Genomic DNA, 25718 nt, shown 5'->3' with positions numbered 1-25718 from the left:
GTGCTTGAAGAAGGTGATCCAGCACTGTTAAAGGCGGGATCAGTACTTATCTTCGATGCGAAGTTTGGCAATTTCGTCGACCGCTAACCCTGTCGCTTCGGCAATCTGCTCATTGCTGAGCGCCCCTAGTTTCAGTAAGTTGCGAGCGGTTTTTTCAATACCCAGCTGCTCACCTTCTCGCCGAGCATCATTCAAGAACGACACTTCATCTCGCAGCGCCCGTTCACGCACAAACGCTAGGCGGCGGGTCTCTTCGTCGGCGCTGAGTTCTCGGATGCGGTTCATCGCACGTTTAACCGGTTCATGGGCAACATTGGCCATGGTGAGTTCCTCCTGCCAGTGCTTGAAGAAGGTGATCCAGGCGCGCAGTGGGCCTTCCGGCAAACCCAGGCGATCCGCTTTGTTTAGTTCGATCAGGTTCATCTGCAAAACGTTCCCCAGCGAAATATGGGGCTGGTGTTCATCGCGCATCTCGAACCGCCAGATCGCTTGCTCGCGCTCAGCGGCGGTTTCCGTAAACAGATCGAAGTCCAGCAGGTGCAGGCCCACCGAGGCGCGCAGTTCCTGGTAGTCTTCACCGGCGCTCAGCTGGCTTCCCAATGTGCGGGTCAGGTAGAACAACCCCCGCTTGTGCCAGGCCCCGTAACGGCGCACCTGCACCTCGATATTGTAGCAGTTCCTTTCGCCATCACGGGCTAATACGTCGAGTATGATGTACTTGCCGGTAAGCTCGGTTGGCTCGATGTTGGGATTGATAATTTCAACGGACGTAATATCAGGCAGATCCGGGCGCATATCATTAATCAGATCCACCAGCAGATCCGGGGCTTCGGCAAATAGCCGCTTAAAGACATAGTCGTTGGTAGGGTCGAGTAATTCGCTCATGCATACTCCTAAATGTTTTTATTATTTTACTACAGCACGCCCGGACCAGCGCCTGCAAACTCTTCGCCCGCTGAGATGGCCGCGTCGCTGCGCTCCTCGCCATGACACATTACTTCGTCATCACGAGCATATGAGGGCGCTGTTGTTGGCATGAGATTGCTTCGTCGTTGCACTCCTCGCAACGACATATTAAGGCCACAGGGCCTGGGGAGCAGTGATGATCAATCCCCCACCGGCGATACAACGTGTTAGGTGTTTGCCTCTGGCGCAATAACATCTTTACCTCAAACGATTGAATACCAATGGGCAACTTACGACGATGAGCAGATGGCATGCTGACGAGTAGGATAGGCCGTACTGAGAGCGCACGTTAATGGTGCGTTTAAATGGCACGTAAGTGCTGATCAAAGAAGTTCAAGCCATGCTTTTAGTGAATAGGGCCAGCCAGGTATTTGGTATATGCTGTTTAGCTGATATATCTCACTATTAAGCTCGGCAAGCGTGGCATGCTAGGGCGAGTTTTATCATCAACCGAAGGGAATCGGCGGTGGATACCACAGCATTAACACTCGTCATTGCGATTGCGGCGATATGGTTCAGCCTTAACTGTGGCTTGTTGGTGATGTATTTATGGGTGAAAGGGGATGGCGCAGGCGCCCGCTCCCCAGCTTCTCGGCGTTCAGCCGTTTCCGCCAAGGGCCAGGCTAAGGTAGATGTTCCCGTGCTGGTGGATGAGAATGCCGGTGCCTGGGGAGTGTTTGTTATGTTTGATGACCCCACCATGGCCAGCAATGAGCGTTTGAGCATTGTGCTGGCGTCATCGGGTGCGGTTTATGACAGCAGTAGCCGAGCGTTCACCCTGGCGGGCGACTCCCCGCGTAATCCGCTGCTGATCTCTAACGCGTATCCCCCCGGTACGCTGCCCTCATTTAACCAGGATAACGGCGATTTTCCGATAAAAGGCGTGACGGTAAAAATGATCAAAACGTCACCCAACGCGTCGCCAAATAAACTGCAGCTGGTGCGTTTGGTGAAACTGGCGAAAGAGCTGGCGCGCATTGACGGCAAAGTGGTGGATGCTGAAAAGCAGCCCATCACGGAGGCTGGCTTTAAGTCGGTCATTGCGGGCAAAGCGAAGGTATAACGGCGCTGGCTGTAGCGTTGCTGAGTGGCTAATCGGTCTCTCTGAGAATAGGAACTTCCACTCTGCTAATGCCCCCGAGTCGCCACGCTTCAACGGAACGGCTGTCTTCTGGCGCCTGCATAGCACCCCACATTACCCGGAACGTGGTGGCGTACACCGCGCCGTCCCCCATCACAATGTTGGCGTGAATGTGGTATCGCCGCTTTTGCGCTTGCATCTGTGTATCGTCAAGGTCGGACTGTATGTCAATGTTTTCGATGCCGTGCTCGTTACATGCGCGGTGGAAAGCGGCAAACTTTTCATCGTAATAGGGGTCGGGTTCGATCTTGCGTTGATGCAGAGAAAGATGCCGCGCTTTATCGCCATCGCAGATGGCGTGAATAGCGGCTTCCACCATGCCGGTGGCTGTCTCGCTGTGGGCGACATTAGCGAACGCAGAGAAAGATAACGGCAATGAAAAAACCATAACGATGAAAGAAACGGCCACAGCAGCAGTCGGTTTTAACATGTCGCTTTCCCTTGGTGTCGCTTTTATTGTTAAACCTGGGTTCTTTTAAACATAGATTTTTTAAATGTAGACCTTTCAAACATAGGCATAATTGGCGCATCACGCCAAATGCGGATTCAACGGGTAGCTATTTGGTGAGCCCCCAAAAATGCGCGATGTGCCGGGTTGATGAAATGCCGACTTCCAGCATGTACTTGGCCGCTTCCCCGAGGCCTGCCGCGCCGCCGGCCCTGATGGGCGTGCCGTGGCCCATTCCTCCGATGATGTACTCCTCGATGACCTCTTGTCCCTCCTCGTTGCACCACACCTGCCGAGGGAAGCCGTCGATGTCCTCAACCCGGGTGGGTGGGCCGTCAACCTGATGGATCGATTGCCACTGCCGAACGATGGAGTCGGCGTTGGCGTTGTCGACGGTTGAGTCGCTGCCGCCGTGCCAGACTGAGATTGTGGGCCAGGGGCCATCAAAGGTGGAGGCTTCGCGCACAAGGGTATCGAGCTTGCTATCCGATGGGCCGCCAAAGCCTTTCATGCGCACCATCGCTTCCCACATATTGTCTGCGCTGCGGTAGGGAAGCCCGGCGATGATCGCACCGCCGGCGAACACTTCTGGGTAGGTGGCGAGCATAACGGAGGCCATGGCGCCCCCTGAGGACAACCCGGTGATGAAGACGCGCGACGGGTCGATGGCGTGATCCTTAACGACCTGCTCAATCATGTGTCGAATAGAGAGCGGCTCGCCGCTGCCACGGCGGGCGTCGCCAGGCTTAAACCAGTTGAAGCTGCTTAGCGGGTTGTTGACTTTTTGTTGCTCCGGATACAGCAGCGCTATCCCGCACTCGTCGGCGATTGCCGACCAGCCTGAACCGCGGTCGTAGCCCTCCGCTGACTGGGTGCTGCCGTGTAGCACCACCACCAGCGGCCCCTGTTGGGGGAAGTTGTTGGGGATGTAGGTATCCGCATGCAGCGCCCCAGGGTCGGCGCCAAACTCTGTTAAGTCGGTCAGGTGATTTTGACTATTTGATGGTTGCATCGGGAGCCTCCTTTGCCATGCAAAACCCTAGGATGCTCCTTAAAGCACGCACACACTGTGCGCTTGCGAACGTAGTGCACGGTGAGGAGCTTCAAACGGGCAGGCGTTATTCGCGATTGGGCAGGCTTGGCATCCAGCGGCTAGGGCCTGGCGGCTTGTGATATGCCGTGCTGCGGTCGCGCGGCAGACACAAAAAGGGCGCGGTGAGTCACCGCGCCCTTTGCTAATGTGCTGCTTAATCAAACAGCTAGACGTAAAAGTCCAAGTCCTCTTGGGCTTTCAGTAGATCCCGCATTTTGATGGGGTCGTCACCAAAGAAGAAGACTAGCCCCCAATGCGTTCCGAAGGCTGAGCGGTCGGGCACCGTCTCTTCGGTGGGCGCCACCAGCTCATGCGACTCGAAATAGGGGTGGTCGACACACTCTGGGGGCATTTCCAGCTTGCTGACAACGCGGCGGCGTGGGTAGACGCCGAAGCAACCTGCATAGCCCTTCGCATCCACCACTTCTTTGGGGAAGAAGGCGGCAACTTCCTCTTTGGTGCTTTTCGGGTCGAACACCAGCATAGAGGCTTGGTAGGCGTTGAAGCCGTAGGCTTTTTCGATCAGCTCAAACGCTTTGAAGCCCGGTGGGCGATAGGCAACTTCGCCAAAGTACATCTCACCATCGGCGGTCACGAAGTACTCGGGGTGAATCAAGCCAAACTGGATATCGAACGTTTTAATCAGCAGTTCGATCTGTTTGGTGATGGCGTTGCGCCAGCTTTCGAGTTCTGCGGTCGCGGGGACGAATACCGAATAGCCCAGCGTGACGTATTCCGAAATATTCAGGAACTGGATTTTGCCGTCGTGTATCCAGGCTTCAACGGCAAACTCCCAGCCGCTTAGATGGCTTTCCATCAACAGCGGGTACTCTTCGGCCGGAATATGGTCGATTTCCTCTAACGTGCGGATCATCCGGTGGCCAAGGCAGCCGGCTTTATCGAAGGCTTTGACGTGAATCGGGTCGTCCGGGTCGCCGTCGAGCTTAAGCAGCGTCTGGTTAACGCGTTTCATAAAGCGAACGATATCTTCTTTCTCGTGCGCTTCTTCAAAGATGCCAACGCGGATGCCGCCAAGCTGGGCGCGGCGTTTCATCAACGCCTTATCGCGGAACAGAATAGACTGCCCATACATGCGGGGGCTATCCATGAGGACAGAGTTGATGGCGCCGGACCACTCCACGGTTTCTTCAAATAGCGGGATGGCGACGTCAACGCCTTCGGCTTTCAGCCGCTCGGCGATCTCCATGGAGCGATCATTCAGGCGGATAAAGTCCCAGGAAATATAGGGTATATTGTTGGCGGTACAGAAGTCTGCGGCCCACTCAGGGGCAACGACGACGTAGCGGCGGTCAAATTTTTGCGCCGCTTTAATTGCATTCACGCTCCAGCCAAGCAGGGCAATGTAGCCTTTGTTGGGGTCTTTAGGGGTCTCGGTGCCTTTCACCGAGTCCAGATCAGGGTCGCGCCATGCCGCGATGGCTTCGGGTAAGTGTTTTTCTGATGTTATCGACATTCAATGTTCTCCTTTGCTGGTTAACCCAGGCTGACAGCACCGCATCTAGGCGCATCAGGTGAACTAAGCCGCAATTAGTCAGGTTTTGAAGAAGGGGCGGAAGGGGATCGAAAAGCCTGCGCTGGGCGGTGTTGGAAGATCCTTCTCAGTTTCAAGATTATTATTAACACATAGTTACTAACATAGACGAGTGCAATATTATTGGCAATTAAACGCAAACGCCTATTGTAAAATTGGCACGGTTGTTGCGCAGAAAATAATACATGCTTAATGGCTAATATTTTTGTGTTTTACTTATTTAAGTTAATAAAAGCGTTTTATCGATGGCGATAAACTCACTGGCCTCATGCATTAGTGTGGCAGCGGTAAACTGAGGAACGCCATACACCTCAACTTTTTTATGATATTGCGTACGAATTTTTTTGACGAGCAGGTCAAAGTCGCCGTCTCCTGACACCAGTACAATTACGTCGGCTTGATCGGCGTGCTCCATGGCATCTAGCGCAATGCCCACATCCCAATCCCCTTTGGCTGAACCATCCGAGCGTTGTATCAATGGCTTCAGCTTTACATTAAAACCAATTGTCCTGAGTATATTTTGAAACTCCCGCTGCTTTTTGTCCCCTTTGTCAATGGCATAGCAAAAAGCATTCACAACGTCTCTATTAGCGGTGGCTTGTGCCCAAAATTTATTGTAATCAAAGTTTTTTCCGTACGCTTCGCGCACGGTGTAATACACATTTTGAATATCAATAAATATGGCAACTTTCGTCATTCGTAGACCTTTTTCTAAATTATTAGCATCGTTTTATATTAGCGTTGAGCGTACCGGATAGTTGACATCCTCCGACCACTAAATCAGAGATGGTAGTGGCGGATTCCCAGGTTGTTGTCTTCCTGGTTCCTGCTTCGATGTTCGTTGCCTTCAATGCCTTGGCACTGCCGGTCTTACACAAACTCCACAGGCGTCAATTCCCGAGTGCCCCTCGGTAGTTACTTCAACGCTCGGCACCGGCTAATAGCGCGGTGCCTGCTTGTAGGATGTTGCGGGCGGCGTTGAGGTCACGGTCAATGCCTTGGGTGCCACAGCCTGGGCAATCCCAGGTGCGAACAGTGAGCGGTAGCGATTCCATGACAAATCCACAGCCATGGCAGCGTTTTGAGCTTGGGTACCAGCGGTCGATCTGGACGAACTGGCGTCCTGCCCACGCCGCTTTGTACTCAAGCTGGCGCACCAGCTCCCCCCAGCCAACATCGCTGATGGCGTTAGAGAGATGGCGATTTTTGACCATATTCTTCACCTGCAAACTCTCCGCTGCAATCACTTGGTTCTCGTTAACGATCTGGCGGGTGAGTTTATGCAGGTGGTCACGTCGCGTGTCAGCGATCTTGGCGTGACAGCGAGCGACCTTTAACCGCGCCTTGGCACGGTTGTTGGAGCCTTTTTGCTTACGGCTGAGTTGGCGCTGCGCCCGCGCCAGTTTCCTCTCATAACGTGCCGTATGGCGCGGGTTATTAACCCGTTGACCCTCGCTGGTCACGAACAGGTCTTTCAGTCCCAGGTCGATACCGACCATCTTCGGCGTGATCGGCAGCGCCTCAGTATCTACCTTGCACAGACAGCTAATGAAGTAGCGGCCTGCTGCGTCCTTTGACACGGTAACGGTGCTAGGCGCTGACGGTAGCTCGCGGCTCCAGCGAATGTTCAGCGGCTCGCGGCACTTGGCGAGCGTGATCTGACCATCACGGTACGAAAATGCCGAACTGGCAAAGGTGGCTGACTGCCGGTGCTTCTTGGATTTAAAGCTGGGATACCGCGCCCGCTTGGCAAAGAAGTTCTTGAAGGCACTTTGCTGATGGCGCAGACATTGTTGCAACGGCACCGAACTGACCTCAGCTAAAAAAACCGTATCCGGCTGCTGTTTCAACTGGGTGAGAAACGCGCTGGCGTCGGTGTAACCGATCTTTTCCTGGCGCTGATAGAACGCATCGGTGCGATAGCGCAGCACCGCGTTCCAGACAAACCGCACGCACCCAAACGTCCGCGCCAACAAGGTTGCCTGCTCGGGCGTGGGATAGAAGCGGTATTTGTAGGCACGTTCGGTTTTCATGATCTACAGATTAGGTAGATTTATGTAAGGCTGCAAGATATAGGGCGCCCTAGCGGACGCCGCGCTATTCATCTCCACCCAATGCGGTTGCTTGGATGGAGTATTCCGCGCCTTTCGATAAACATGAGGCTACCACGTTGCTGGTTCATGCTCTTCATTATTCCGCTATAAGCGCGGGCCGCCGCTGAGCCGTGGATAGGGGGGTAAGGCTCAAAACGTTAAATGCTGTACAACTAATGGTAGATTTTGTACCAGTTTTTGGTTTTTAATGCTTCAATAGGTATATCTAGACACACCCTTATCGCTTCACGATAAAAGGCGCTAACAACGATGACTTCCACCAATTCCCCCGCTGGGCTTCAGGCGTCGACAGCGCCCGCCCTTTTCCCGCGTACCGTAATGCTGGCAGGCAACGATTCTGAAACGACCCGCAGGGAGATAGAGGCTTGTTTTACCGCGACCTTTGACCGTTACGAGTCGCTGTTTACTACCCTGGTGAGTGAGGAGGCGTATGTTCGCAAGTCTATCCCGCTTAGGCACCCACTGATTTTCTATCTCGGGCATACCGCGACGTTTTTCGTCAACAAGCTGGTGCTGGCGAAGCTGTTACCGGCGCGTATCGACCCGAATATGGAGTCTATTTTCGCGGTGGGCGTTGATGAGATGAGCTGGGATGACCTGAATGATGACCACTATGAGTGGCCGTCGGTCAGTGAGGTGATGGATTATCGTGGCAAGGTTCGCGCAGCGGTGCTTAACCTGATCCGCGAGTTAACGCTGTCGCTGCCCGTCGATTGGCAAAGCCCGTTTTGGCCCATCGTCATGGGTATCGAGCATGAGCGGATTCATTTGGAAACTTCGTCGGTGCTGATTCGTCAGCAGCAGCTTGATCTTGTGACACCGCAACCTGAGTGGGCGCCTATCCGTACGACCGGCGAGCCGCCGGAAAACAGCCTGATTACGGTGCCGAAAGGAGAGGTAACGTTAGGCAAATCCTTCGATGACCCCTTCTACGGATGGGACAACGAGTACGGTCATCACCACAGCGACGTTGAAGAGTTCAAGGCGAGCCAGTTTCTGGTCAGCAACAGTGAGTTTCTTGAATTCGTCGAGGCCGGTGGCTACCTCACCGACATGTTCTGGTCGGAAGAGGGGTTGGGTTGGCGCAACTTTGCCAAGGCAACGCACCCGACGTTTTGGGTTTGGAAAAACGAGTGGTTCCTGCGCTTGATGACCGAAGAGGTCGAAATGCCTTGGGACTGGCCGGTGGAGGTCAACTTCCACGAGGCCAAAGCCTTCTGTAACTGGAAGAGCGAGCAGACCGGCCAGCCGGTGCGCATGCCGACAGAGGATGAGTGGCATCGTTTGGCGGAAGAAGCGGGCGTCACCGAGCTTGAGAGCGGCGCTCCCGCCAATGCGAATTTGCATCTGGATCACGGCGCGTCTTCGTGCCCGGTCACCCGCTTCCAGCACGGCCAGTGGTTTGATGTGGTGGGCAACGTTTGGCAGTGGGTGGAAACCCCCACCTATCCCTTCCCAGGCTTTGACGTGCATCCGCTGTACGATGACTTCACCACGCCGACGTTCGATAACCAGCATAACCTGATCAAGGGCGGTTCCTGGATCTCCTGTGGTAACGAAACGCGGCTCAGTGCCCGCTATGCGTTTCGCCGTCACTTCTTCCAGCATGCGGGCTTCCGCTATGTAGTGTCGGATGCCGAAGTCAAAATGCCCAGCGCCTATTACGAAAGCGATGCCCGTATGGCGGAGTACGCGGAATTCCATTACGGCGATGAGTGGTTTGGCGTTGCCAACTTCCCGCAGGCATTGGCTAACCGGGCGTTGGCAAGCATGGCGGGCAAGCAGAAGAAGCGCGCCCTGGATCTAGGCTGTGCCAGCGGGCGCTCCAGCTTTGAGCTGGCCCGTGAGTTTGAGCACGTTGACGGCGTGGACTTCTCGGCCAACTTTATTCGCCAGGGCGTTGAAATGGCTGAGCAGAAAGTGCTGCGCTATACCCGGGTGGAAGAGGGCGAGCTGGTCAGCTACCAAGAGCGCACCTTAGCGAGCCTGGGGCTGGAAGAGGCGGCGAACCGGGTTAACTTCCACCAGGGCGATGCCTGCAACCTCAAGCCGCAGTTCAGCCAGTATGACCTAGTGCTGGCGGCCAACCTGATCGACCGGCTCTATAAACCGGCGCAGTTTTTGCAGACCATCCATGAGCGCATCAACGCTGGCGGTATTTTGATGATCGCCTCGCCCTATACCTGGCTGGAAGAGTACACGCCGAAGGAGGAGTGGATTGGTGGGTTCAAGCGAGACGGGGAGAATGTCACCACTTTGGATGGCTTAAAGGCACTGCTGGAGCCTCACTTCCAGATGGTCAGCGAGCCTGAGAAGGTGCCCTTTGTGATCCGCGAGACCATGCATAAATATCAGCACAGCCTCTCGGAAGTCACCCTGTGGGAGCGGCGCTCATAAAGCACCTGATGGGCTTTTAGCCCACCAGACCCTCAATAGCCCGGTTAATCGACGCGTGTTTGGTTAACCGGGCGAATAAGTTTTCGTCCGCCTCGCCGTTGATCAACCCCAGCAACACCCCTAACACCGCCCCCCGATGAACGTTGTCACCGCCAACTTCCGCATTCATCTGCAAGGCTTTTAATGGCGCTTTGTGATGTTTGCTGGCCAAGTAGAGCACCGCAGGCCAGGCATCAGTGATGTAACAGGCGGTGGATAAAACGTTGCCTACCACCTCACGTTCGCTGTATTGGCTTTCCACCAATTTTGTCAGGTCACGCTTTGAGAGGCCGCGGGTGGCCTTCAGCAGGGTGTCTTCTACCGCGTTGTCATCGTCTCTAAACAACAGGCTGTCGATCAGTTCCACATAGGCGTCGCACACGTCCGCCAGAAAAGCGTCCGGGTGGGTCAGGGCTAGGTGCTGGCGGCAGAACTTGCGGGTATCCCCGAGTGACGTACCCTTCAGGCGTTCGCTAATCGCCAGCGGCGCAATGGTCACCAAGCCACCGATAGAGGGCGTGTCGTGGGTCACGGCGCCACACTGTTTGGGCGGCAACCCCTTTTCAAGATTGGCGAAAAAACCCCGGTGGTAGGATTCGGCGTAGGTATCCGGGTGGGCGGGTGTCTCTGCCGTCATGAGCGCAATATAAGCCTTCAAGAAGGCATCGCTATCATAATGTTGATCTGGCCCTGCCAGGGTGTGCATTAGGGTTAGCGCGCAGTGAGCGTTGAGCGTGTTATCACCGGGCTGCATGCCCTGGTGGTAGTGCACATTGGGTCGATTCCAGTAGGCCTGCTTGCCTTTCAGAATGACATCGCCGACAACCTCTGGCTGTTGGTTGCCTGCACGCTTGCGGCCGCCGCCGCTAGTGGAGTGCATCGACATAATCGATGAAGGGTGAAACGCAGGCGGCGCCTCAAACGTGTTGATCCCTTCAGGAAACGCGCGGTCGATGTCGTGAACGTTATAGAACCAGTGCACGGGCATCGCCAGTGCATCGCCGATAAACAGATTTTTAAGCGCGGCGGTCGCTCTTGCGGGCGCGGTGTGGGGCATGGTCGTCATCTCTACTCTTGGAAATCGTTTGCGGTGAACGTCACGTTGAGCGGGGACTCTTCCGTTGGCCAACGTCCTGTTTGCGCGGTCTCACCGTTTTGTTCTTGGACTACATAGCTTTGCTGGCCGTGGTGACGAAGCGAGGCGACAAGCTGGCGGATGGCCTCGGCATCGTTGCCGCTCAGCAAGCCGATTTGTGTTTCTGGCGCCATCCAAAAGCGGGCTTCTCCTGCGCTTGCTAATGGCTGTGACAGCGCGGGCAGCGCGTTACGCTGATACCAGTCATCCACTGCTTCGGTAGTACCCATCACTAACAGCGGTGGCTGCATCTCATCCTGGAGGTTAGCCGGCGTCGTAAGCGCTTCGGCGTCTCGCCCCAGCACCTGCCGTGCCAGGGGTAAAAGAGCGTCATCCAGCGCCAGCACCCGCGTGGTGGGGTCAAGCATCAGCTGGCGCAGAATGGCCGGCGTTGGGCCAGGGTGGCGCAGCAGGTCGGCGCCTGGGTCTACCTCAAGCAATAGGGGGCGAGAGGCTACCTGTAGTTCGAAGGCTTGCTGTGTACTACGCATCGGTTGGCGCACGCTTACTGGCCCCTCTTCGGTGGTGACCACCAGCGGGACCTCCAGCGGCCAGGGCGCATGCTGGCCGCGCTGAATAAGCGTGCCGCTGATCTGGTAGCCGTTTTCGTGGGCTTGGGTTTTTATGGACTCTACGTGCAGCGAGGGGCGGCCTGGCTGGGAGATCCACGGCATAATGAAGGCGTCTTGTGGCTCCCCTGCGGCACTGCTAAACGCATCTATCAGTGCCTGCCAATCCGCAGGGCGATGCATCCACTCATCGGCGAGGCGACGTAAGCCGAGATCGAACGCCTCATCGCCAATGCGCTGGCGCAGCATGTGGAAGAGCATCGTGCCGTGCTGGTAGCCAATAAGGCGACCTGCGGGGTCGGGGCCTCCGCGAAAATCCACCAAAGCAACCTCCTGGTTGCTGGGGAGGGCGGCTAGGTCGGCCAGCCAGCGGCGGCGCATGTCGTCATCCTCACCGCGCTGCTCAGCAAGCGCGTAATCGGCAAGGTACGTGGTCAGCGCTTCGGCCCAGTTGCCGCTTGGATAGTCGACCCTCACGCCCGCCCCCCACCAGGCGTGCATCAATTCGTGAGGCAACGAAGTGTGAGGAATAAAGGGCAAGGGGATAACGCGCTCGCCCAGCAGCGTAAAGCCAGGAAAGGCGAGGCCGATAGGCGCGGGAGACGCGGCAATGGAGAAGCTTTGATAGGGCAGCGGCCCCAGGCGGGTTTGAAAGTGCGCTAACTGCTCGGCGGCGTGCTGCAAGTATGTCTCGCCAAAGGCGGCGTCCAGCGCCTCGGGAAAGAGCGTGCGCAGCTGCACGCCATCAACCTCACGTTGGCGCAGCCGCCAGGGGCCGGTGGCAATCTCTACCTCACGGGTGTTCGGGTGGTAGAAGCGCGCCACATAAGGGTCGCTGTTGGCGTGCTGTTCCTCTACCAGCGAGCCAGTGGCAACGGCGAGCTGCCCGTCTGGCACGCTAACGGTTAGCCATAGGGGCATGGCGGAATCGCTAAAATGGGGGTACCAGCCCGCGCGGGTGGGTAGCAAACTGCCTTCGGCGGCTACCTGGTGGCGGCTGCCGCTATCGGCCTGTGGCAGCGTACCCTCCCAGCGAAGCGTAACGGGTGTGTTGCTGTCTGCTGAATCGGTATCCAGCGGTAGATGCCAACGCCCATCAGCCTCTTGAGTCACCGCCAGTTCGTCATCGCCATGCGTTGCCGAGGTGATCGTGAGGCCTTCCAGTAAGCGAAAACTGCGTTCTGTTGCGAGAGGTTGGCGTAGCTCGCCTTGCAGCGACCGCGTTGTTGGGTCGAACTGAATCAACAGGGTGCGTTCAGCAGGGCGCTCTGACGGCGATCCCCAGGCAAAATCCGTTGCCAGCAGCCATAACAAAGCGCTCAGGCTTACTCGTAACAGCAAGCTGCGGTGATGAACAGACAACATCAGGCACCCCAAGACAGACGTTGAATGAATACATTACCGCGGTCATCAAGACATATAAAGTATGTATAAGAAATGTTCGGAATGGCGGGTGCTATGCACGCATGCGAAACTGCCCATGGCAAACTCCATAGAGGCCAAATAACAGTCAATACTCAAAGGGAGCAACGCAATGAGGTCACGCCAAAAACACATAGGCTTTGCGGCAATCGCGCTGCTGATAGCAACGCTTGTGAGCGGGTGTCGCGGGCAAGAGCCCGTGGAAGTGCCGCTGACGATCCTGGCGAATAACCCTGCGGCCTTCGATGGTAAGCACATCATCACCGAGGGTGTCGTGCGGCACTTTGATGATCCCCTTCATTACTGGATTGAGGACGAAGACCTCAATCGCGTTGAGGTCTTTCCCCACGAGCAAATAGCGCCGCATTTAGGTGGCGCTGTGACGGTAGAAGGCCAGTTTCACTTCTCACTAGATGAAGGTCGGCGGCTAACCCTTACGCGGGTCGAGCAGCTGCAGCGTGCGCGGTAACGATAGGGTAAACGTAGTACCTGCTTCAGCGTGGCTCTCGACCTGTATCTCGCCCTCATGCCAATGGGCAATCGACTGGACGATTGCCAGCCCCAGCCCGCCTGATTCTGCCAAGCCGGTTCGTGATGGGTCACAGCGGTAGAAGCGTTCGAAAACTCGCGGTAGGTCATCGGGGGGAATCGCCACGCCGTGGTTATGAATGCTCAGTTCTAGCCGTTCTCCACTCTCCCGCGTACGGATGTGAATCGGTGTGTTTGAGCGGCCGTGGCGCAGTGCGTTGGCGATTAAGTTGGCGAGCGCGGTGCGAAGAAGGTCGCGGTTCGCGATCACGTTTCCCGCGGCCCGGTTGACGAGCATGCGGCCGTCATCTTCCGCCATGCCTTCAAAGTAATCACAGAGCTGTGTCACTAACAGGCCAACGTCGACGCGCTCCGTCGCAATCTCTTTGGAGGGAGCCTCGGTGCGTGCCAGAAACAGAATGCTGTCGATCATTTTTGCCAAGCGCTCGTACTCTTCGATATTGGACGCCAGCACCTGCTGATACTCTGGCACGCTTCTTTCCCGCCGCAGGGCATGCTGCGTTTGTCCCAGCAGGTTGGTTAATGGCGTTCGCAGCTCGTGGGCCATGTCGGCAGAGTAGCGGGAGAGCTGCGTAAAGCCGTCCTCTAGACGATCCAGCATCCGGTTTAGCCCATGGCTGAGATGGCTAATCTCTTGGGCTTCACCTTTGACCGCTAAGCGACGGTCTAACTGGCGGATAGTGATGCGATTAGCCTGCTCAACCAAGCGCCGTAACGGTTGAAGCCCGTGCCGACTCACGCCCCAGCCGAGTAAAAAGGCGAGCAGCGCGCCGGTTGCTAGTGCAAACCACAGCCTTAATCGGTAAGCCCCCAGCATCTGGTTGCGCTCATCAAGCAGCTTGCCGGCGATCAGCGTTAAAGGCCGACCCTCCTGTTCAAAGGTATGCCATGCCAGTCTCGCCTCTACCGGCCCAACCGTCTCCACCAAACGGACGCTGTTCGTCGTCGGTAGATTAGGCACAGGCAAATCGCTCGGGTTGACTTCGATCAGTACCTTGCCGGTGGCGTCGAGTATCCACAGCAGGCTGTCTTGGTTGCCCAGCATATTGGCATAGAGGCGGGAGCGCTGGTGGAGCATTTCTACGCTCTCGCCATTGTGGAGCAGCGCTTCTAAACGCTCCAGCCGCCCTTGCAGCATCTGGTCATCACGCCAGGCTATTTCACGGGTTAAGGAGTGATAAAGGTAGGTGCCAAGGCTGCCCAGCAGCAGTACGCTGACCAGGGCAAACAGCAGAGCAAGACGAGCGGCTAGGGAGTTGATGGAAAGCATCAGGCGCGATCCTCAAGCACGTAGCCCATGCCGCGCTCGGTGTGTATCAGCTTTTGCGAGAAGGGGTCGTCTACCTTGGCGCGTAGCCGCCGTACGGCGACTTCGACAACATTGGTGTCGCTGTCGAAATTCATCTGCCACACCCGGGAGGCAATGTAGGTGCGCGACAGCACTTCGCCTTCCCGATCCAGCAACAGTTCTAAAAGCGCAAACTCTTTGTTGGTTAGGGCGATGCGCTCGCCTTGACGTGTTACCCGCCGGCGCAGCACGTCCATTTCTAAATCTGCTATGCGAAAGTGCTCTCGCTCGCGGGGCGGGCTGCGGCGCAATAGCGTTCGCACCCGAGCCAGCAGCTCCACAAAAGAGAACGGCTTAACCAGGTAGTCATCGGCACCGAGTTCCAGTCCTTTCACGCGATCTTCCACCGCGTCTCTGGCGGTGAGAAAGAGTACCGGCACCTGGCTGCGGCGACGGATCAGCTGTAGCAGCTGCCAACCATCCAGGCCCGGCAGCATGACATCCAGAACCACCAGGTCGAACTCGCTTTCGTTAATCAGGTGCTGGGCATCAAACCCATCTCTGGCGACCTCGACACGATACCCCGATTCCCCGAGCCCTTTGCATAGGTAGTCGGCGGTCTTGTGTTCATCTTCTACTACCAGGATACGCATGCCGTCACCCCGCTAAATCGGAACAGATTAGCCGGGTTCGCCGGTCTTTCACATTACAAATCTGTAATGCTGCCGTCAGCTGATTGACGAGGTCGGCATGTCAGGATGCCCCCATCACTTCATAAGGAGGTTTCCATGACATTACGACTCGCTTCCCTGCCGATGCTCGGTACCGTTTTACTCGCCGGTAGCGCGCTTGCCGATATTGGCCCTGTTCAACAGCAGAACCTCTCGCTGGAGCTGGCGAATCGTCTAGTGAGCGCCACCCTTGAGGCGTGTCATGCCGACGGGCGAACGGCCGTCGTGGCGGCCGTCGACCGTGGGGGCAACCTGGTGGCTTTGCAGCGCGATGACAACATTGGCCCCCATAACACCGTCGCAGCGCAACGTAAGGCCTTTACCTCACTGTCGACGGGCACCCCCAGCCGTGAGCTGGCCGAGCGTGCCCGCCAAGACCCTGAGTCGGAAAATCTCAATACATTAGATGAATTACTGCTGTTAGGTGGCGGCGTTCCGTTGAGGTCTGGCGGCGAGGTTATTGGCGCACTGGGCGTGGCCGGGGCGGGTGGCTCTGCCATTGATGAAGGCTGTGCCATGACGGCGATTGAGCGCGTCTTAGTGCAATAACACAGCGGCAGTTAAGCCACCGATTGTTGACTCAACCAAACCTACATCCGCCTTTATGGCTCCATTATCACAGGTGTTTTTTATGAAAACCTTATCTGCACTGGTTACCGGTATTGTCTTCAGCAGCGTTGCGGCCATGGCACAGGCAGGCGATAACCCGCTTAGCGTTCATGTCCTTAATATTCAGAGCGGTTTGCCATCGCCTGGCGTTGAAGTGGAACTTGAGCGCCGTACCGATGCTGGCTGGGAATCCTTAGCGACAGCCACAACGGATGAGGCAGGTCGTGTTGCTGCCCTTTACCCGGCCGATGAAGATTTCCTGGCGGGTGTCTACCGCGTGACCTTCGAAACCGGCGACTGGTTTGAAGAGCGGGATATAGACACGTTCTTCCCGGATGTTCCCGTGCCTTTCCAAGTGGAAGACACCGAACAGCACTATCACATTCCGCTGTTGTTAAGCCCTTATGGCTACTCCACTTACCGTGGCAACTGATTCCGCTGCGTAGCCTTATCAGCGTCTATCACTGTTAACATTTTATAAGTTTGAGGTCATACATCATGAAAGCTTTTAATATCGCAGCCGCTATTGCGTTAGCACTTTTCTCTAGCGTCGCGCTCGCTGAAAGAGGCTCTGGTGAGGCAAATAAAATCGCCTATCCTGACTCGTCGTTACAGCAACAAGTTAGTGATGCCGAGCACTTCACACCGGATGAGCTGCAGACTCGGAATCCGTAATAAAAGAAGCGATTCTCATACGCTGAAATACAACAGGGCGAGCCAGCAATGGTTCGCCCTGTTGGTATGGGTAAAGAAAAACTTACAGCATCGTCGTGATGCTATGAATCAGGTTTTAACAGTACCACCACTTTTAACGGCGTCGCTTCAGGTGCTAATCACCCCAAGCAAAATCATTACGCCTGGAATCCAGCCGGTAAAGATGGCGCAAAGAATGGTATAGGTCGCGACAGGACGTTGAATGGGTTTGGCTAACGCCAGCAGGTAAAAGAAGCTGAGCCATAAAAGCGACCATGCAAACCAGTTAACCGTATTCCATAGTTTGAAGCTGGTTGCGAAGCTGGAGATGGAGTGTACGCCAATCACAGCAGCGGTAATGCTGACAAAAAGGCAGAACCAGCCTAGCCCTCTGCCGTCAGATTTTAGCCACTGATTGGCGCCTACCCATAGGTACGTAATTGAAAACAGTAATGTAAAAGCCCCTGCGCTAACCTCAATCGTGTTGCTGGGGTCTTTGAAGATTAAGTGCGTGGCGATAATAAAGCTGAGCAACCCCACCAGTACGTTGATGATAGAGACTTCGTGGTTGCTGATTTTTCCCAGGAGCCAAATACCATTTATAAACAAAACAGCACCCACATATAGCAATGTAAGACCCAGGATCATGCTGACTTGCTCCAGATGTTTAGTTTTAACGAAGCCACGTGATCGCTCACGTGGCTTTAGCGGTGTGCTGTTAGCACGTCGTTAATGAGGTTGGTGAGAGGGTATAGCTAGCGGCGTTGTTGAGAGCGGCGTTGTTGAGAGCAGCGCTGTTTCTTCACTCAGCTTAAACCGAGCGACGATAGAAGTGAGGCGTTCGGCCTCGTGCTGCAGATCGACGGCCGCCGTGCTGGCCTGTTCGACCATCGCCGCATTTTGCTGCGTGGTTTGCTCCATATCGTTAGCGGCGATATTCACTTCTCGAATACCCGCGCGTTGCTCTTCGGTGGCGACCGATATCTCGTCCATTAAGGTGGTGACTTGAGTGACGGACGCCATAATTTTGGCCATGGTTTCGCCCGCTTTATCCGCTTGTTGCGTGCCGGCTTCTACCATATCCACCGATGTTTCAATCAGTTTACGAATATCCGTTGAGGCGCTCGCACTGCGGGTCGCTAGCTGGCGTACTTCGCTGGCAACGACGGCAAAACCGCGACCATGCTCGCCTGCGCGAGCCGCTTCGACGGACGCATTGAGCGCGAGAATGTTGGTCTGGAAAGCAATCGAGTCAATCAGCTTGATGATGTCGGTGATTTTCTGCGAGCTTTCGCGGATGTTGTGCATGTGGCTGATGACTTCATTGACCACGCTACCGCCTTGCTCCGCGCTATGGGCGGCATCACGAGCCACTTGTCGTGCTTGGGTGGTGTTTTCGCTATTGCGCTCCATCGTCGAGGTCATCTCTTCAATGCTGGAAGCGGTTTCGGTTAACGACGCAGACTGCCGTTCAGTGCGTGCAGCAAGGTCTTGATTACTTTTGGCGATTTCCTGGGCGCTGGTAAAGACTTCGCTACTGCTTTCCCGAACGGTCGTCACGGTGCCTAGCAAGCTTTGCTGCATGTGACGCAGAGCAGCGAAGAGAACGCCGATCTCATTACGACCGCGCGTTTCTACGTCTCTTGAAAGGTCGCCTTCCGCCATGCTTTGAAAATGATCGGTGATGCGGTGCATGGGACGTATCAAATTAGCGCCCACACCCCAGTAAACCACTACGGTCACCATCAGCGCGATGATGAAGACGGTAATGATCGTTATCGTGGAAAGATCGATGACAAAGTCAAAGTTAGCTAGCCGTTCGTTGCCCTCTTCTTCTACCCGATGAAAAAAGCCGATGGCATCTTGATAAAACGCGGTATACGCCTGGTAAGCAGCATCACGCTGTTCGCGGTAAGCCGTCGCATCGCCCTGCTGTAGCGCGGTGACTTGCTGCAACAGGTGCTCTTCCAGCAGCGTATCGAAGCTTGCCGCGATGGGGGCAATGACCGCCTGATGGGACGGGTTGGCGGGCAGCGCAAGAAAACTCGAAAACACTTCCTGAGCCGTATTAAGTGAGCGTTGCAATTCAGTCGCGCGCTGCTGGCGCTCTTCAGGGCTAAGCGCAGTTTGTGGCTCAACTAGCTCTTCATAGAGCTGTGCCATACCCAGGCGTGCGCTCTGCAGCGTAGAGTTCGTGCGGTTAAGGGTAGCCTGCTGGTTAACATTGACATTCGTGAGTTGCTCAAGGCTTTGTTGGCTGTGATTAACGGCATAAAGCCCCGTGCCGCTGAGCACAAGCAGCATGAGTAAGAAGGAGAGCAGCACCAGCGTCCAACTCATCCTTAACGTCATATTGTCTAGTAAACGCATCGGTATTCCTAAGTTTAGCCGGAGGAGTGAAGCCAAAAACGCAAAATAGAACGGCCGACGAATGCAGCAGTTCTATTTCACAAGTTCTATTTCACAAGCTTTGTTTCACAAGCTTTAGTGCATAAGCGCTATTGCGGACTTATGGACGGTGGCAGTGAGTAATAAAGCGGTTGTGACCTCTCACAACCGCTTACCCATGTGGGTCGCATGACTTAATCAGCACTGCCACTGTTGGGGGCGAGCTTCTGGCTCAACTTGCTACTCTCCGCTTTCGCCGCTTCTGCATCCGCTTTGGCGATGGCCTCGCGCTCCTTAACCTCGTCTGAAAGAGACTTACTGGGCAACACGATGTTGAGCGTGAAAGCTGTAATGGCCGCGACGACAATCGGGGCGCCACCAATTAGGTCTCTGATGACGGCCGGGAATTGCTCGATGGCGGCGGGAACAGCCGAGATACCCAGGCTTAGCGCCAGAGAGAGGCCCACGATGGTCATGTTGCGCGCGGACATTTCATCTTTCACCAAGAGCTGAATGCCGGTCATGGTGATCATGCCGAAAACAGTAATCGTTGCGCCGCCCAGCACCGGGAAGGGAATCGTTGTGATAATGGCCCCGAACTTCGGGCTAAGGCCGGCCAAGATCATGAAGATGCCGGTGAGTGCCAAAACGTAACGGCTAATCACCTTGGTCATCGCCACAATACCCACGTTTTGGCTAAACGTAGAGGTGGGCAGCGCGCCAAAGAAAGCACTAATGGTGGTGGTTAGACCATTACCCAATAAGCCGCCGGTTAACTCTTTGGTTTTAAGCTCGCGGTTCATGCCAGCGACAGACGTTGCTGACAAGTCGCCGATGGTTTGGACGGAGTTAATAATGCAGATAACCACCATCGAAGCGATAGCAGCGGTGTGAAACTCCATCTCGAAAGGCATGACTTTGGGGACAGCGACCCAAGAAGCGTTGGCGACATTCTCAAAGCTAACCATGCCCAGAGAGAGCGAGAGTAGATAGCCCACCACAATACCCACGATAATGGCCGAAAGCTTCACCACGCCTTTGCCAAACTGCGCGGCGATTAATACGGTCAGCAAGGTGACGATGGCAACGCCCCAGTTGGTGAGGTCGCCAAAATTGGGGGCGTTCACGTTGCCGCTGCCTGCCATGTAGCGGATAGCAATATCGTAGAGCGATAGGCCGATAACCAATACCACGGTTCCGGCAACAACGGGCGGAAAGAGGTGACGAATGTACTGGATAAAATAACCCACCACGACCATCGTCATGCCGCCAATTAGCTGAGCACCAAGAATCCCTTCAATCCCATACTGGGCGCCTACGGCGACCAGAGTTGGCACATAAGCAAACCCGACACCGAAAATGGCCGGCAAGCGGGCACCAAATTTCCATACACCGAAAAGGTGAAAAACGGTACAGACCCCAGAAGCCAGTACGGCAATCTGAATAAGTAGCAGCCGTTCGTCTATGCTCGCACCCACGACACCCGCAACGATGATAGGAGGCGTGATAACACCGGCAATCATCGCCAGAAGATGCTGAAGCGATAGGGGAAGGGCCTTTAGGAAAGGTGGCTTTCCATTAAAATCAAACAGTGAGGTATTGCGCTCGGGCGGTTGATGCTGCTGTTCGGAAGAGGATGAGGCTTCATTCATAGCGGCTTCTCCTTTGTTTTTGTATTCAATAGCGATGAGCTACTGTGCTTATTGTTGGTAAGTACTGTACACAAAAAATTATTCATCAATAAACACTTTTTGCAAAATATATGCGTACTTTTTGCAGGCCAAATAATGTCACCACTAATTTTTAGGGTTCATTAATTTTAGTGGTGGGCCTGCCCGTGGGGCTCAGAACGACGCGTCTTACGCAGATCACCATTCACCGATTTAGCCGTTGAGAAATGGTTACGCGCCGCTGGATGAGGTGCAAAGGTGCTATAACGGCCAGATTTCGTAGAGAAAAATAAAATGTATACAAAAAATCTTTGAAATGTTGCGAGTAATTATATAAAAATGTTGTCAGTATGTTCTGGGATACTAAGCTTCTTTTATCCCTACTACGCTTTAGCCACTCTGCTTTAGCCACACTGCCGCCCACAGCGGCTTCGTTAGACAGCCTCAGGAGAAACTGATGGGACGCCTTACGACACACGTACTAGATACCGCTCAGGGACAGCCTGGAGAAGGTATCAAAATCGAGGTTTACCGTTTAGGAGGAGGGCTTCGCCAACTTCTTAAGACCGTTGAGACGAATGATGATGGCCGTTGTGATGCGCCGATACTGGAAGGCAGCGAGCTAGAAATCGGTGAGTATGAGCTGGTGTTTTATGCCGGTGACTATCTAAAGCGGCAAGGTATCGAGCTGAAAGCCCCTAGCTTTCTGGACGTTATCCCACTGCGCTTTGGGGTGAATGATGTATCGCAGCACTATCATGTACCGCTGTTGCTTTCTCCCTTTGCTTACTCGACTTATCGCGGCAGCTAAACGCAGTTCACTCTGTTAATCCCCTAACAACGCTTATAAAGCCGCCCTAAAACAATCATACGAGGCGAGGAAACCCCCATGCAGGCCTACCTAGTTGAATTTGGAAACTTTATGCTGCGCTGGCTACACGTCATCGCGGCGATCGCCTGGATAGGCGAGTCTATCTACTTTGTTATGCTGGATAACGGTCTGAGGAAGCCCAAGGCCGCCGAGGATCGCGAGAAAGGTGTGTTTGGTGAGATGTGGGCCGTACATGGTGGTGGTTTCTACCATAACCAAAAGTACGCCACGGCGCCGGCCAAGCTGCCGGATGACTTGCACTGGTCGTTCTGGAAAGCTTACACCACCTGGCTCTCCGGCTTTGCCTTGTTCATCATCTTGTACATGGCGAATCCAAGCTTCTACCTGGTCAACCCCAATAGTAACTGGGAGTGGGCAGCGAACTTAGCTGGTTGGGAAGCCAACCTACTGGCACTGGCATTTTTGCTAGGGGGCTGGGTAGTTTATAACGAGATGTGTAAGCGCATCAGCCCAAATATGGAGCGTGACGGTCTGTTGAGTGTTGGTGTGGCGATCATGATGATCGTTGTCGCCTACTTGAGCACCCAGATGTTCTCAGGGCGCGCGGCGTTCCTGCTGACCGGTGCGGTCATGGCCACGGCAATGTCGGCCAACGTGTTCTTCTGGATTATTCCTGGCCAGCGTCGCATGGTAAAAGCGATGAAGGCGGGCGAAGCGCCAAACCCGTTGGATGGTAAGCGTGGTAAGCAGCGCTCTGTTCATAACACCTACTTTACCCTGCCTGTTGTATTGCTGATGATCAGCAATCACTACTCCTTTGCTTACAGCCATGAGTACGCCTGGGTGCTGATGACACTGTTCATCTTTGCCGGTGCGTTGATCCGTCAGTACTTTGTTCTGATGCACCAGGGCAAGATACAGCCCGCTTATCCGGCGGTAGGTGTTGCACTGATTGCCGTTGCCTTTTGGGTGGCGATGCCGTCTCAGAGTGCGTCTTCTAATGCGCAGGTAGCAGATGGCTCGCCAGATATTACTGAGGTAACTGCGCTGATTAACCAGCACTGTGTGGCGTGCCATGCCGAGTCACCTACTCAGCCTGGTTTCTCAGCGCCGCCTGCTGGGGTGGTGCTCGACAGTGTGGAGCAGATCCTGCTCCAAAAGGAGAAGACTCAGCAAGTGGTGCAGAGTGGCTATATGCCGCTGGGCAACATGACCAACATGACGGACGAAGAGCGGGCGGTGATTCAAGCCTGGTCGGAGTAGCGTTTTAGCGTAACGTGTTGGTTTTATTGGTTGTAATAGTGACGCCCACAGCTCGCCCTATGGCGGGCTGTGGGCTTTTTAATGAGCCGTTTTCAGCATTGATCTTCGTGCGATGAAAGTCACCCCTTAATACGTATACAATAGAGAATAAGTGAGGCATACAAGGTGATCTATCGTGGAGCAAAAGTTGAGTTTAAGCAGCATAGAGAAGGCACGCCCTAAGCGATTAGGTAAAAACGGGGATGGCGCTGAGCGTCATGAGGTCATTTACCGGGCGATTAGTGACGCTATTATCAAGCAGCAGCTGCACCCGGGCGCTAGGCTTCGAGAGGACGCCCTAACGGAAGTGTTTAATATCAGCCGAACGGGGATACGCAAAATTTTGCAGCGTTTGGCGATGGAGCAGCTGGTGACGATTACCCCGCGGCGCGGGGCTAGCGTGACGCGGCCCACGGCTGCAGAAGCGCGCGATGTATTTGCAGCCCGCAAAATGGTGGAGTGCGGTTTGATGCCTGAGACAGCGCTGCATATTACGCCGCAAAATGTGCTGGAGCTTCGCGACATGGCCAAGCGAGAGCATAAAGCACTGAGAGCCGGTGAGCAGAGTACCGCGATCAAGCTGTCAGCCGCCTTTCATGAGCGCTTGGCGCAACTGTCGGGTAATGCCACCTTGGCCGCCTTCGTTAGCCAGCTCTGTTCGCGCTCCTCCTTAATTCTTGCGGTTTACGGAAGTACGGGGCACCTGGGCTGTGAGTCTCATGATCATGATGACCTGATTGACTATTTGGCCGCGGGCGAGGGTGAAAAAGCCAAAGCGTTTATGCTGCATCATTTAAATGAGATTGAATCATCGCTCTCTTTTATAGAGGAGGCCTCGTTTGCGCCTGATTTTCACCAGATATTTGGAATAACGTCTCAAAAATAAGCGCAACAGCACTGAGATTTAAGTGTAGTTGCAGAGGTTCAGCTAAGCACTTGCGCTAAATATGAGTACAGTTTATCTTGTTGTTGTATACAAAAATTATCGGTAATGCTTTGGTTTCTTACCGGCATGCTGTCTTCAACAAGGGACTTACATCATGTATTCGCCTGATTACCCTCGTGATCTGGTCGGCTACGGCCGAACCCCCCCTCATGCTAACTGGCCCGGCAAGGCGAAAATTGCCGTTCAATTTGTACTGAATTATGAAGAGGGTGGAGAGAATTCAGTACTGCACGGTGATGCGGGCTCCGAGCAGTTCCTTTCTGAAATACTAGGCGCTCCTGCCTTCCCAGATCGTCACCTGAGCATGGAGTCGATCTATGAGTACGGTTCGCGCAGCGGCGTGTGGCGCATCTTGCGTGAGTTTGAACGGCGCGGCCTGCCCCTGACGATTTTTGGTGTGGCCATGGCGCTGGAGCGTCACCCCGAGGTTGCCCATGCGTTCAAAGAGCTGGGCCACGAGATCGCCTGCCATGGCTACCGCTGGATTAACTACCAAGAAGTGCCAGAAGCGGTAGAGCGCGAGCATATGCAGCGCGCCATTGAAGTGTTCCAGAACCTTTACGGTGAAAAACCGCTGGGCTGGTATACCGGCCGTGATAGCCCCAATACGCGTCGTTTGGTGCTCGATCAAGGTGGCTTCCTATATGACAGCGACTATTACGGCGATGACCTGCCGTTCTGGACGCGGGAGCAGGATAGCCGAGGCGAGACCCATACACATCTGGTAGTGCCCTACACGTTGGATTCCAACGATATGCGCTTCGCCTCGCCACAAGGTTTTAATACCGCAGACCACTTCTTTACGTATCTGCGTGACGCCTTTGATGTCTTATACGCCGAAGGGGATGACGCGCCAAAAATGCTCTCTATTGGCCTGCACTGCCGCTTGATCGGCCGCCCTGGGCGTTTCCGCGCGTTGCAGCGTTTTCTTGATCACATTGAAGCGCACGATCGTGTCTGGGTGACCCGGCGCGTAGATATTGCGCGCCATTGGGCCGAGCATCACCCCGCCCGCTTTGAAGCCCGTTCTGAAGAGAGCAAGTGAGCCATGAAGGGCAAGGATGAGCAGCAGCGGCTGATTCCGGCGCTTGAGCGGGGGCTGATGATTTTAATGGAGCTAAACCGGCATCATCGCGAGATGAGTTTTGGCGAAATCGTCAAGCGCGTCGGTTTTCCCCAGTCAACGACCTACCGAACGGTACAAACGCTAGAGCACATGGGGTTTTTGCGCCATCACCCGGTCACGGGGCTGTACTCACTAGGCGTCAACGTGCTGCGTTTAGGCTTTGAGTACGTGGCCTCGCTGGATGTCGTGCAAGTGGGGCAGCCGGTAATTGAAGCGCTGTGTGAAACCACCGGCTGCTCCAGTCACATTGCTATTCGTGATGGCCGCGACGCCGTTTACGTAGCGCGGGTAGGGGCAACCAACGCAACCGTACGCCGGGTTAGCGTCGGCACGCGGCTACCGCTGCATCGCACGGGGTTAGGGCGGATGCTGCTGGCCGAGCTGTCCTATGAAGCGTTTGAGGCGCTTTACCCTTCTGGCGAGCTGTTAGATAACAAGCCAGGCACGCCAGCAAATCGCGATGCGTTGTGGGAGCTGGTTCAGGAAGACCGCCGCCGAGGCTATGTTATCGCCGACTCTTATTTTCATTTTGGTATCTCTTCGATCGTCTATCCGCTCTATAACCAAGATGGGGCGATGGAAGGGGTTGTTAGTATTATGGTGCCGGTGCACGAAATTCCTCAAGACACCCACGGCTGGCTCCAGGAGCGGGTAGCAGACGCTGCGGCGAATATTTCAAGCATGCTGGGCCACGGCTAAGCCGGTTGA

The 25718-nt window shown here is 54.9% G+C and carries 24 protein-coding genes; 11 read left to right on the top strand and 13 right to left on the bottom strand.

Annotated features, from left to right (window positions below; translation table 11 throughout):
- Nucleotides 1–39: 39 nt before the first annotated feature.
- Nucleotides 40–885, bottom strand: coding sequence for an Rpn family recombination-promoting nuclease/putative transposase (locus LG301_RS15455; RefSeq protein WP_404472041.1), 846 nt, complete (start codon nucleotides 883–885; stop codon nucleotides 40–42).
- 547 nt (nucleotides 886–1432) lie between these two features.
- Between LG301_RS15455 and LG301_RS15450 the strand changes: the two genes are divergently transcribed.
- On the top strand, nucleotides 1433–2029 hold the full coding sequence (locus tag LG301_RS15450) for a hypothetical protein (protein WP_404472040.1): 597 nt from the start codon (nucleotides 1433–1435) through the stop codon (nucleotides 2027–2029).
- Nucleotides 2030–2057: 28 nt separating this feature from the next.
- Here the strand turns inward: LG301_RS15450 and LG301_RS15445 are convergent, their stop codons facing one another.
- The 5 genes from LG301_RS15445 to LG301_RS15425 all read right to left on the bottom strand — a co-directional run bounded on the left by LG301_RS15445 (nucleotide 2058) and on the right by LG301_RS15425 (nucleotide 7233).
- Complete coding sequence (locus LG301_RS15445; RefSeq protein ID WP_404472039.1) at nucleotides 2058–2537, bottom strand: hypothetical protein; 480 nt, start codon at nucleotides 2535–2537, stop codon at nucleotides 2058–2060.
- Nucleotides 2538–2664: 127 nt separating this feature from the next.
- Nucleotides 2665–3567, bottom strand: coding sequence for an alpha/beta hydrolase family esterase (locus LG301_RS15440; RefSeq protein ID WP_404472038.1), 903 nt, complete (start codon nucleotides 3565–3567; stop codon nucleotides 2665–2667).
- 247 nt (nucleotides 3568–3814) lie between these two features.
- On the bottom strand, nucleotides 3815–5122 hold the full coding sequence (locus tag LG301_RS15435) for an acetyl-CoA carboxylase biotin carboxylase subunit family protein (protein ID WP_404472037.1): 1308 nt from the start codon (nucleotides 5120–5122) through the stop codon (nucleotides 3815–3817).
- Nucleotides 5123–5420: 298 nt separating this feature from the next.
- Nucleotides 5421–5897, bottom strand: coding sequence for an NYN domain-containing protein (locus LG301_RS15430; protein WP_404472036.1), 477 nt, complete (start codon nucleotides 5895–5897; stop codon nucleotides 5421–5423).
- A gap of 223 nt (nucleotides 5898–6120) precedes the next feature.
- Nucleotides 6121–7233, bottom strand: coding sequence for an RNA-guided endonuclease InsQ/TnpB family protein (locus LG301_RS15425; RefSeq protein WP_404472035.1), 1113 nt, complete (start codon nucleotides 7231–7233; stop codon nucleotides 6121–6123).
- Nucleotides 7234–7563: 330 nt separating this feature from the next.
- On the opposite strand from LG301_RS15425, the gene ovoA reads away from it, so the two are divergent.
- Entirely contained in the window at nucleotides 7564–9711 is a 2148-nt protein-coding gene (ovoA, locus tag LG301_RS15420) for a 5-histidylcysteine sulfoxide synthase (RefSeq protein ID WP_404472034.1), read from the top strand.
- A 16-nt stretch (nucleotides 9712–9727) separates the two neighbouring features.
- Here ovoA and LG301_RS15415 read toward each other — a convergent pair whose 3' ends face one another.
- Complete coding sequence (locus LG301_RS15415) at nucleotides 9728–10816, bottom strand: ADP-ribosylglycohydrolase family protein (RefSeq protein ID WP_404472033.1); 1089 nt, start codon at nucleotides 10814–10816, stop codon at nucleotides 9728–9730.
- A gap of 2 nt (nucleotides 10817–10818) precedes the next feature.
- Nucleotides 10819–12819: a M1 family metallopeptidase gene (locus LG301_RS15410; protein WP_404472032.1), complete on the bottom strand. Its 2001-nt coding sequence runs from the start codon at nucleotides 12817–12819 to the stop codon at nucleotides 10819–10821.
- 169 nt (nucleotides 12820–12988) lie between these two features.
- Here LG301_RS15410 and LG301_RS15405 point away from each other — a divergent pair, with 169 nt between their 5' ends.
- Nucleotides 12989–13345, top strand: a complete 357-nt coding sequence (locus tag LG301_RS15405) for a hypothetical protein (protein WP_404472031.1) — start codon at nucleotides 12989–12991, stop codon at nucleotides 13343–13345.
- Here the strand turns inward: LG301_RS15405 and LG301_RS15400 are convergent.
- Both LG301_RS15400 and LG301_RS15395 read right to left on the bottom strand, forming a co-directional pair.
- On the bottom strand, nucleotides 13304–14695 hold the full coding sequence (locus tag LG301_RS15400; protein WP_404472030.1) for a heavy metal sensor histidine kinase: 1392 nt from the start codon (nucleotides 14693–14695) through the stop codon (nucleotides 13304–13306). The two genes, LG301_RS15405 and LG301_RS15400, sit on opposite strands and share 42 nt — an antisense overlap.
- Nucleotides 14695–15366 carry a heavy metal response regulator transcription factor gene (locus LG301_RS15395; RefSeq protein ID WP_404472029.1) on the bottom strand — a complete coding sequence of 224 codons (672 nt, stop codon included), beginning with the start codon at nucleotides 15364–15366 and terminating at the stop codon, nucleotides 14695–14697. The genes LG301_RS15400 and LG301_RS15395 overlap by 1 nt, the downstream gene beginning before the upstream one ends.
- Before the next feature lie 135 nt (nucleotides 15367–15501).
- Between LG301_RS15395 and LG301_RS15390 the strand changes: the two genes are divergently transcribed.
- The 3 genes from LG301_RS15390 to LG301_RS15380 all read left to right on the top strand — a co-directional run bounded on the left by LG301_RS15390 (nucleotide 15502) and on the right by LG301_RS15380 (nucleotide 16728).
- Entirely contained in the window at nucleotides 15502–15993 is a 492-nt protein-coding gene (locus LG301_RS15390) for a heme-binding protein (RefSeq protein WP_404472028.1), read from the top strand.
- Nucleotides 15994–16075: 82 nt separating this feature from the next.
- Nucleotides 16076–16486 carry a hydroxyisourate hydrolase gene (gene uraH / locus LG301_RS15385; RefSeq protein ID WP_404472027.1) on the top strand — a complete coding sequence of 137 codons (411 nt, stop codon included), beginning with the start codon at nucleotides 16076–16078 and terminating at the stop codon, nucleotides 16484–16486.
- A gap of 65 nt (nucleotides 16487–16551) precedes the next feature.
- Entirely contained in the window at nucleotides 16552–16728 is a 177-nt protein-coding gene (locus LG301_RS15380) for a hypothetical protein (protein ID WP_404472026.1), read from the top strand.
- 147 nt (nucleotides 16729–16875) lie between these two features.
- Here LG301_RS15380 and LG301_RS15375 read toward each other — a convergent pair whose 3' ends face one another.
- From LG301_RS15375 to LG301_RS15365, 3 genes are all read right to left on the bottom strand, one after another.
- Nucleotides 16876–17394, bottom strand: a complete 519-nt coding sequence (locus LG301_RS15375) for an AmiS/UreI family transporter (protein ID WP_404472025.1) — start codon at nucleotides 17392–17394, stop codon at nucleotides 16876–16878.
- 81 nt (nucleotides 17395–17475) lie between these two features.
- Entirely contained in the window at nucleotides 17476–19116 is a 1641-nt protein-coding gene (locus LG301_RS15370) for a methyl-accepting chemotaxis protein (RefSeq protein WP_404472024.1), read from the bottom strand.
- 212 nt (nucleotides 19117–19328) lie between these two features.
- Nucleotides 19329–20786, bottom strand: coding sequence for a uracil-xanthine permease family protein (locus LG301_RS15365; RefSeq protein WP_404472023.1), 1458 nt, complete (start codon nucleotides 20784–20786; stop codon nucleotides 19329–19331).
- A 475-nt stretch (nucleotides 20787–21261) separates the two neighbouring features.
- Between LG301_RS15365 and uraH (LG301_RS15360) the strand changes: the two genes are divergently transcribed.
- The 5 genes from uraH (LG301_RS15360) (at nucleotide 21262) to LG301_RS15340 (ending at nucleotide 25709) form a co-directional block, all read left to right on the top strand.
- Nucleotides 21262–21615, top strand: a complete 354-nt coding sequence (uraH, locus tag LG301_RS15360) for a hydroxyisourate hydrolase (protein ID WP_404472022.1) — start codon at nucleotides 21262–21264, stop codon at nucleotides 21613–21615.
- Nucleotides 21616–21693: 78 nt separating this feature from the next.
- Nucleotides 21694–22899, top strand: coding sequence for a urate hydroxylase PuuD (locus tag LG301_RS15355; protein WP_404472021.1), 1206 nt, complete (start codon nucleotides 21694–21696; stop codon nucleotides 22897–22899).
- A gap of 175 nt (nucleotides 22900–23074) precedes the next feature.
- Nucleotides 23075–23824 carry a GntR family transcriptional regulator gene (locus tag LG301_RS15350; RefSeq protein ID WP_404472020.1) on the top strand — a complete coding sequence of 250 codons (750 nt, stop codon included), beginning with the start codon at nucleotides 23075–23077 and terminating at the stop codon, nucleotides 23822–23824.
- 154 nt (nucleotides 23825–23978) lie between these two features.
- The gene (gene puuE / locus LG301_RS15345; RefSeq protein ID WP_404472019.1) at nucleotides 23979–24929 is read left to right on the top strand and encodes an allantoinase PuuE; all 951 of its coding nucleotides are present in this window, start codon (nucleotides 23979–23981) and stop codon (nucleotides 24927–24929) included.
- Nucleotides 24930–24932: 3 nt separating this feature from the next.
- A complete protein-coding gene (locus tag LG301_RS15340) occupies nucleotides 24933–25709 on the top strand; it encodes an IclR family transcriptional regulator (protein ID WP_404472018.1) in 777 nt (258 codons plus the stop codon).
- Nucleotides 25710–25718 lie beyond the last annotated feature (9 nt).

Source organism: Vreelandella venusta, from assembly GCF_044809155.1.
GTDB lineage: Bacteria > Pseudomonadota > Gammaproteobacteria > Pseudomonadales > Halomonadaceae > Vreelandella > Vreelandella venusta_B.
The sequence above is the reverse complement of the archived record's forward strand: the minus strand, read 5'-3'. Positions and strand labels throughout refer to the sequence as shown.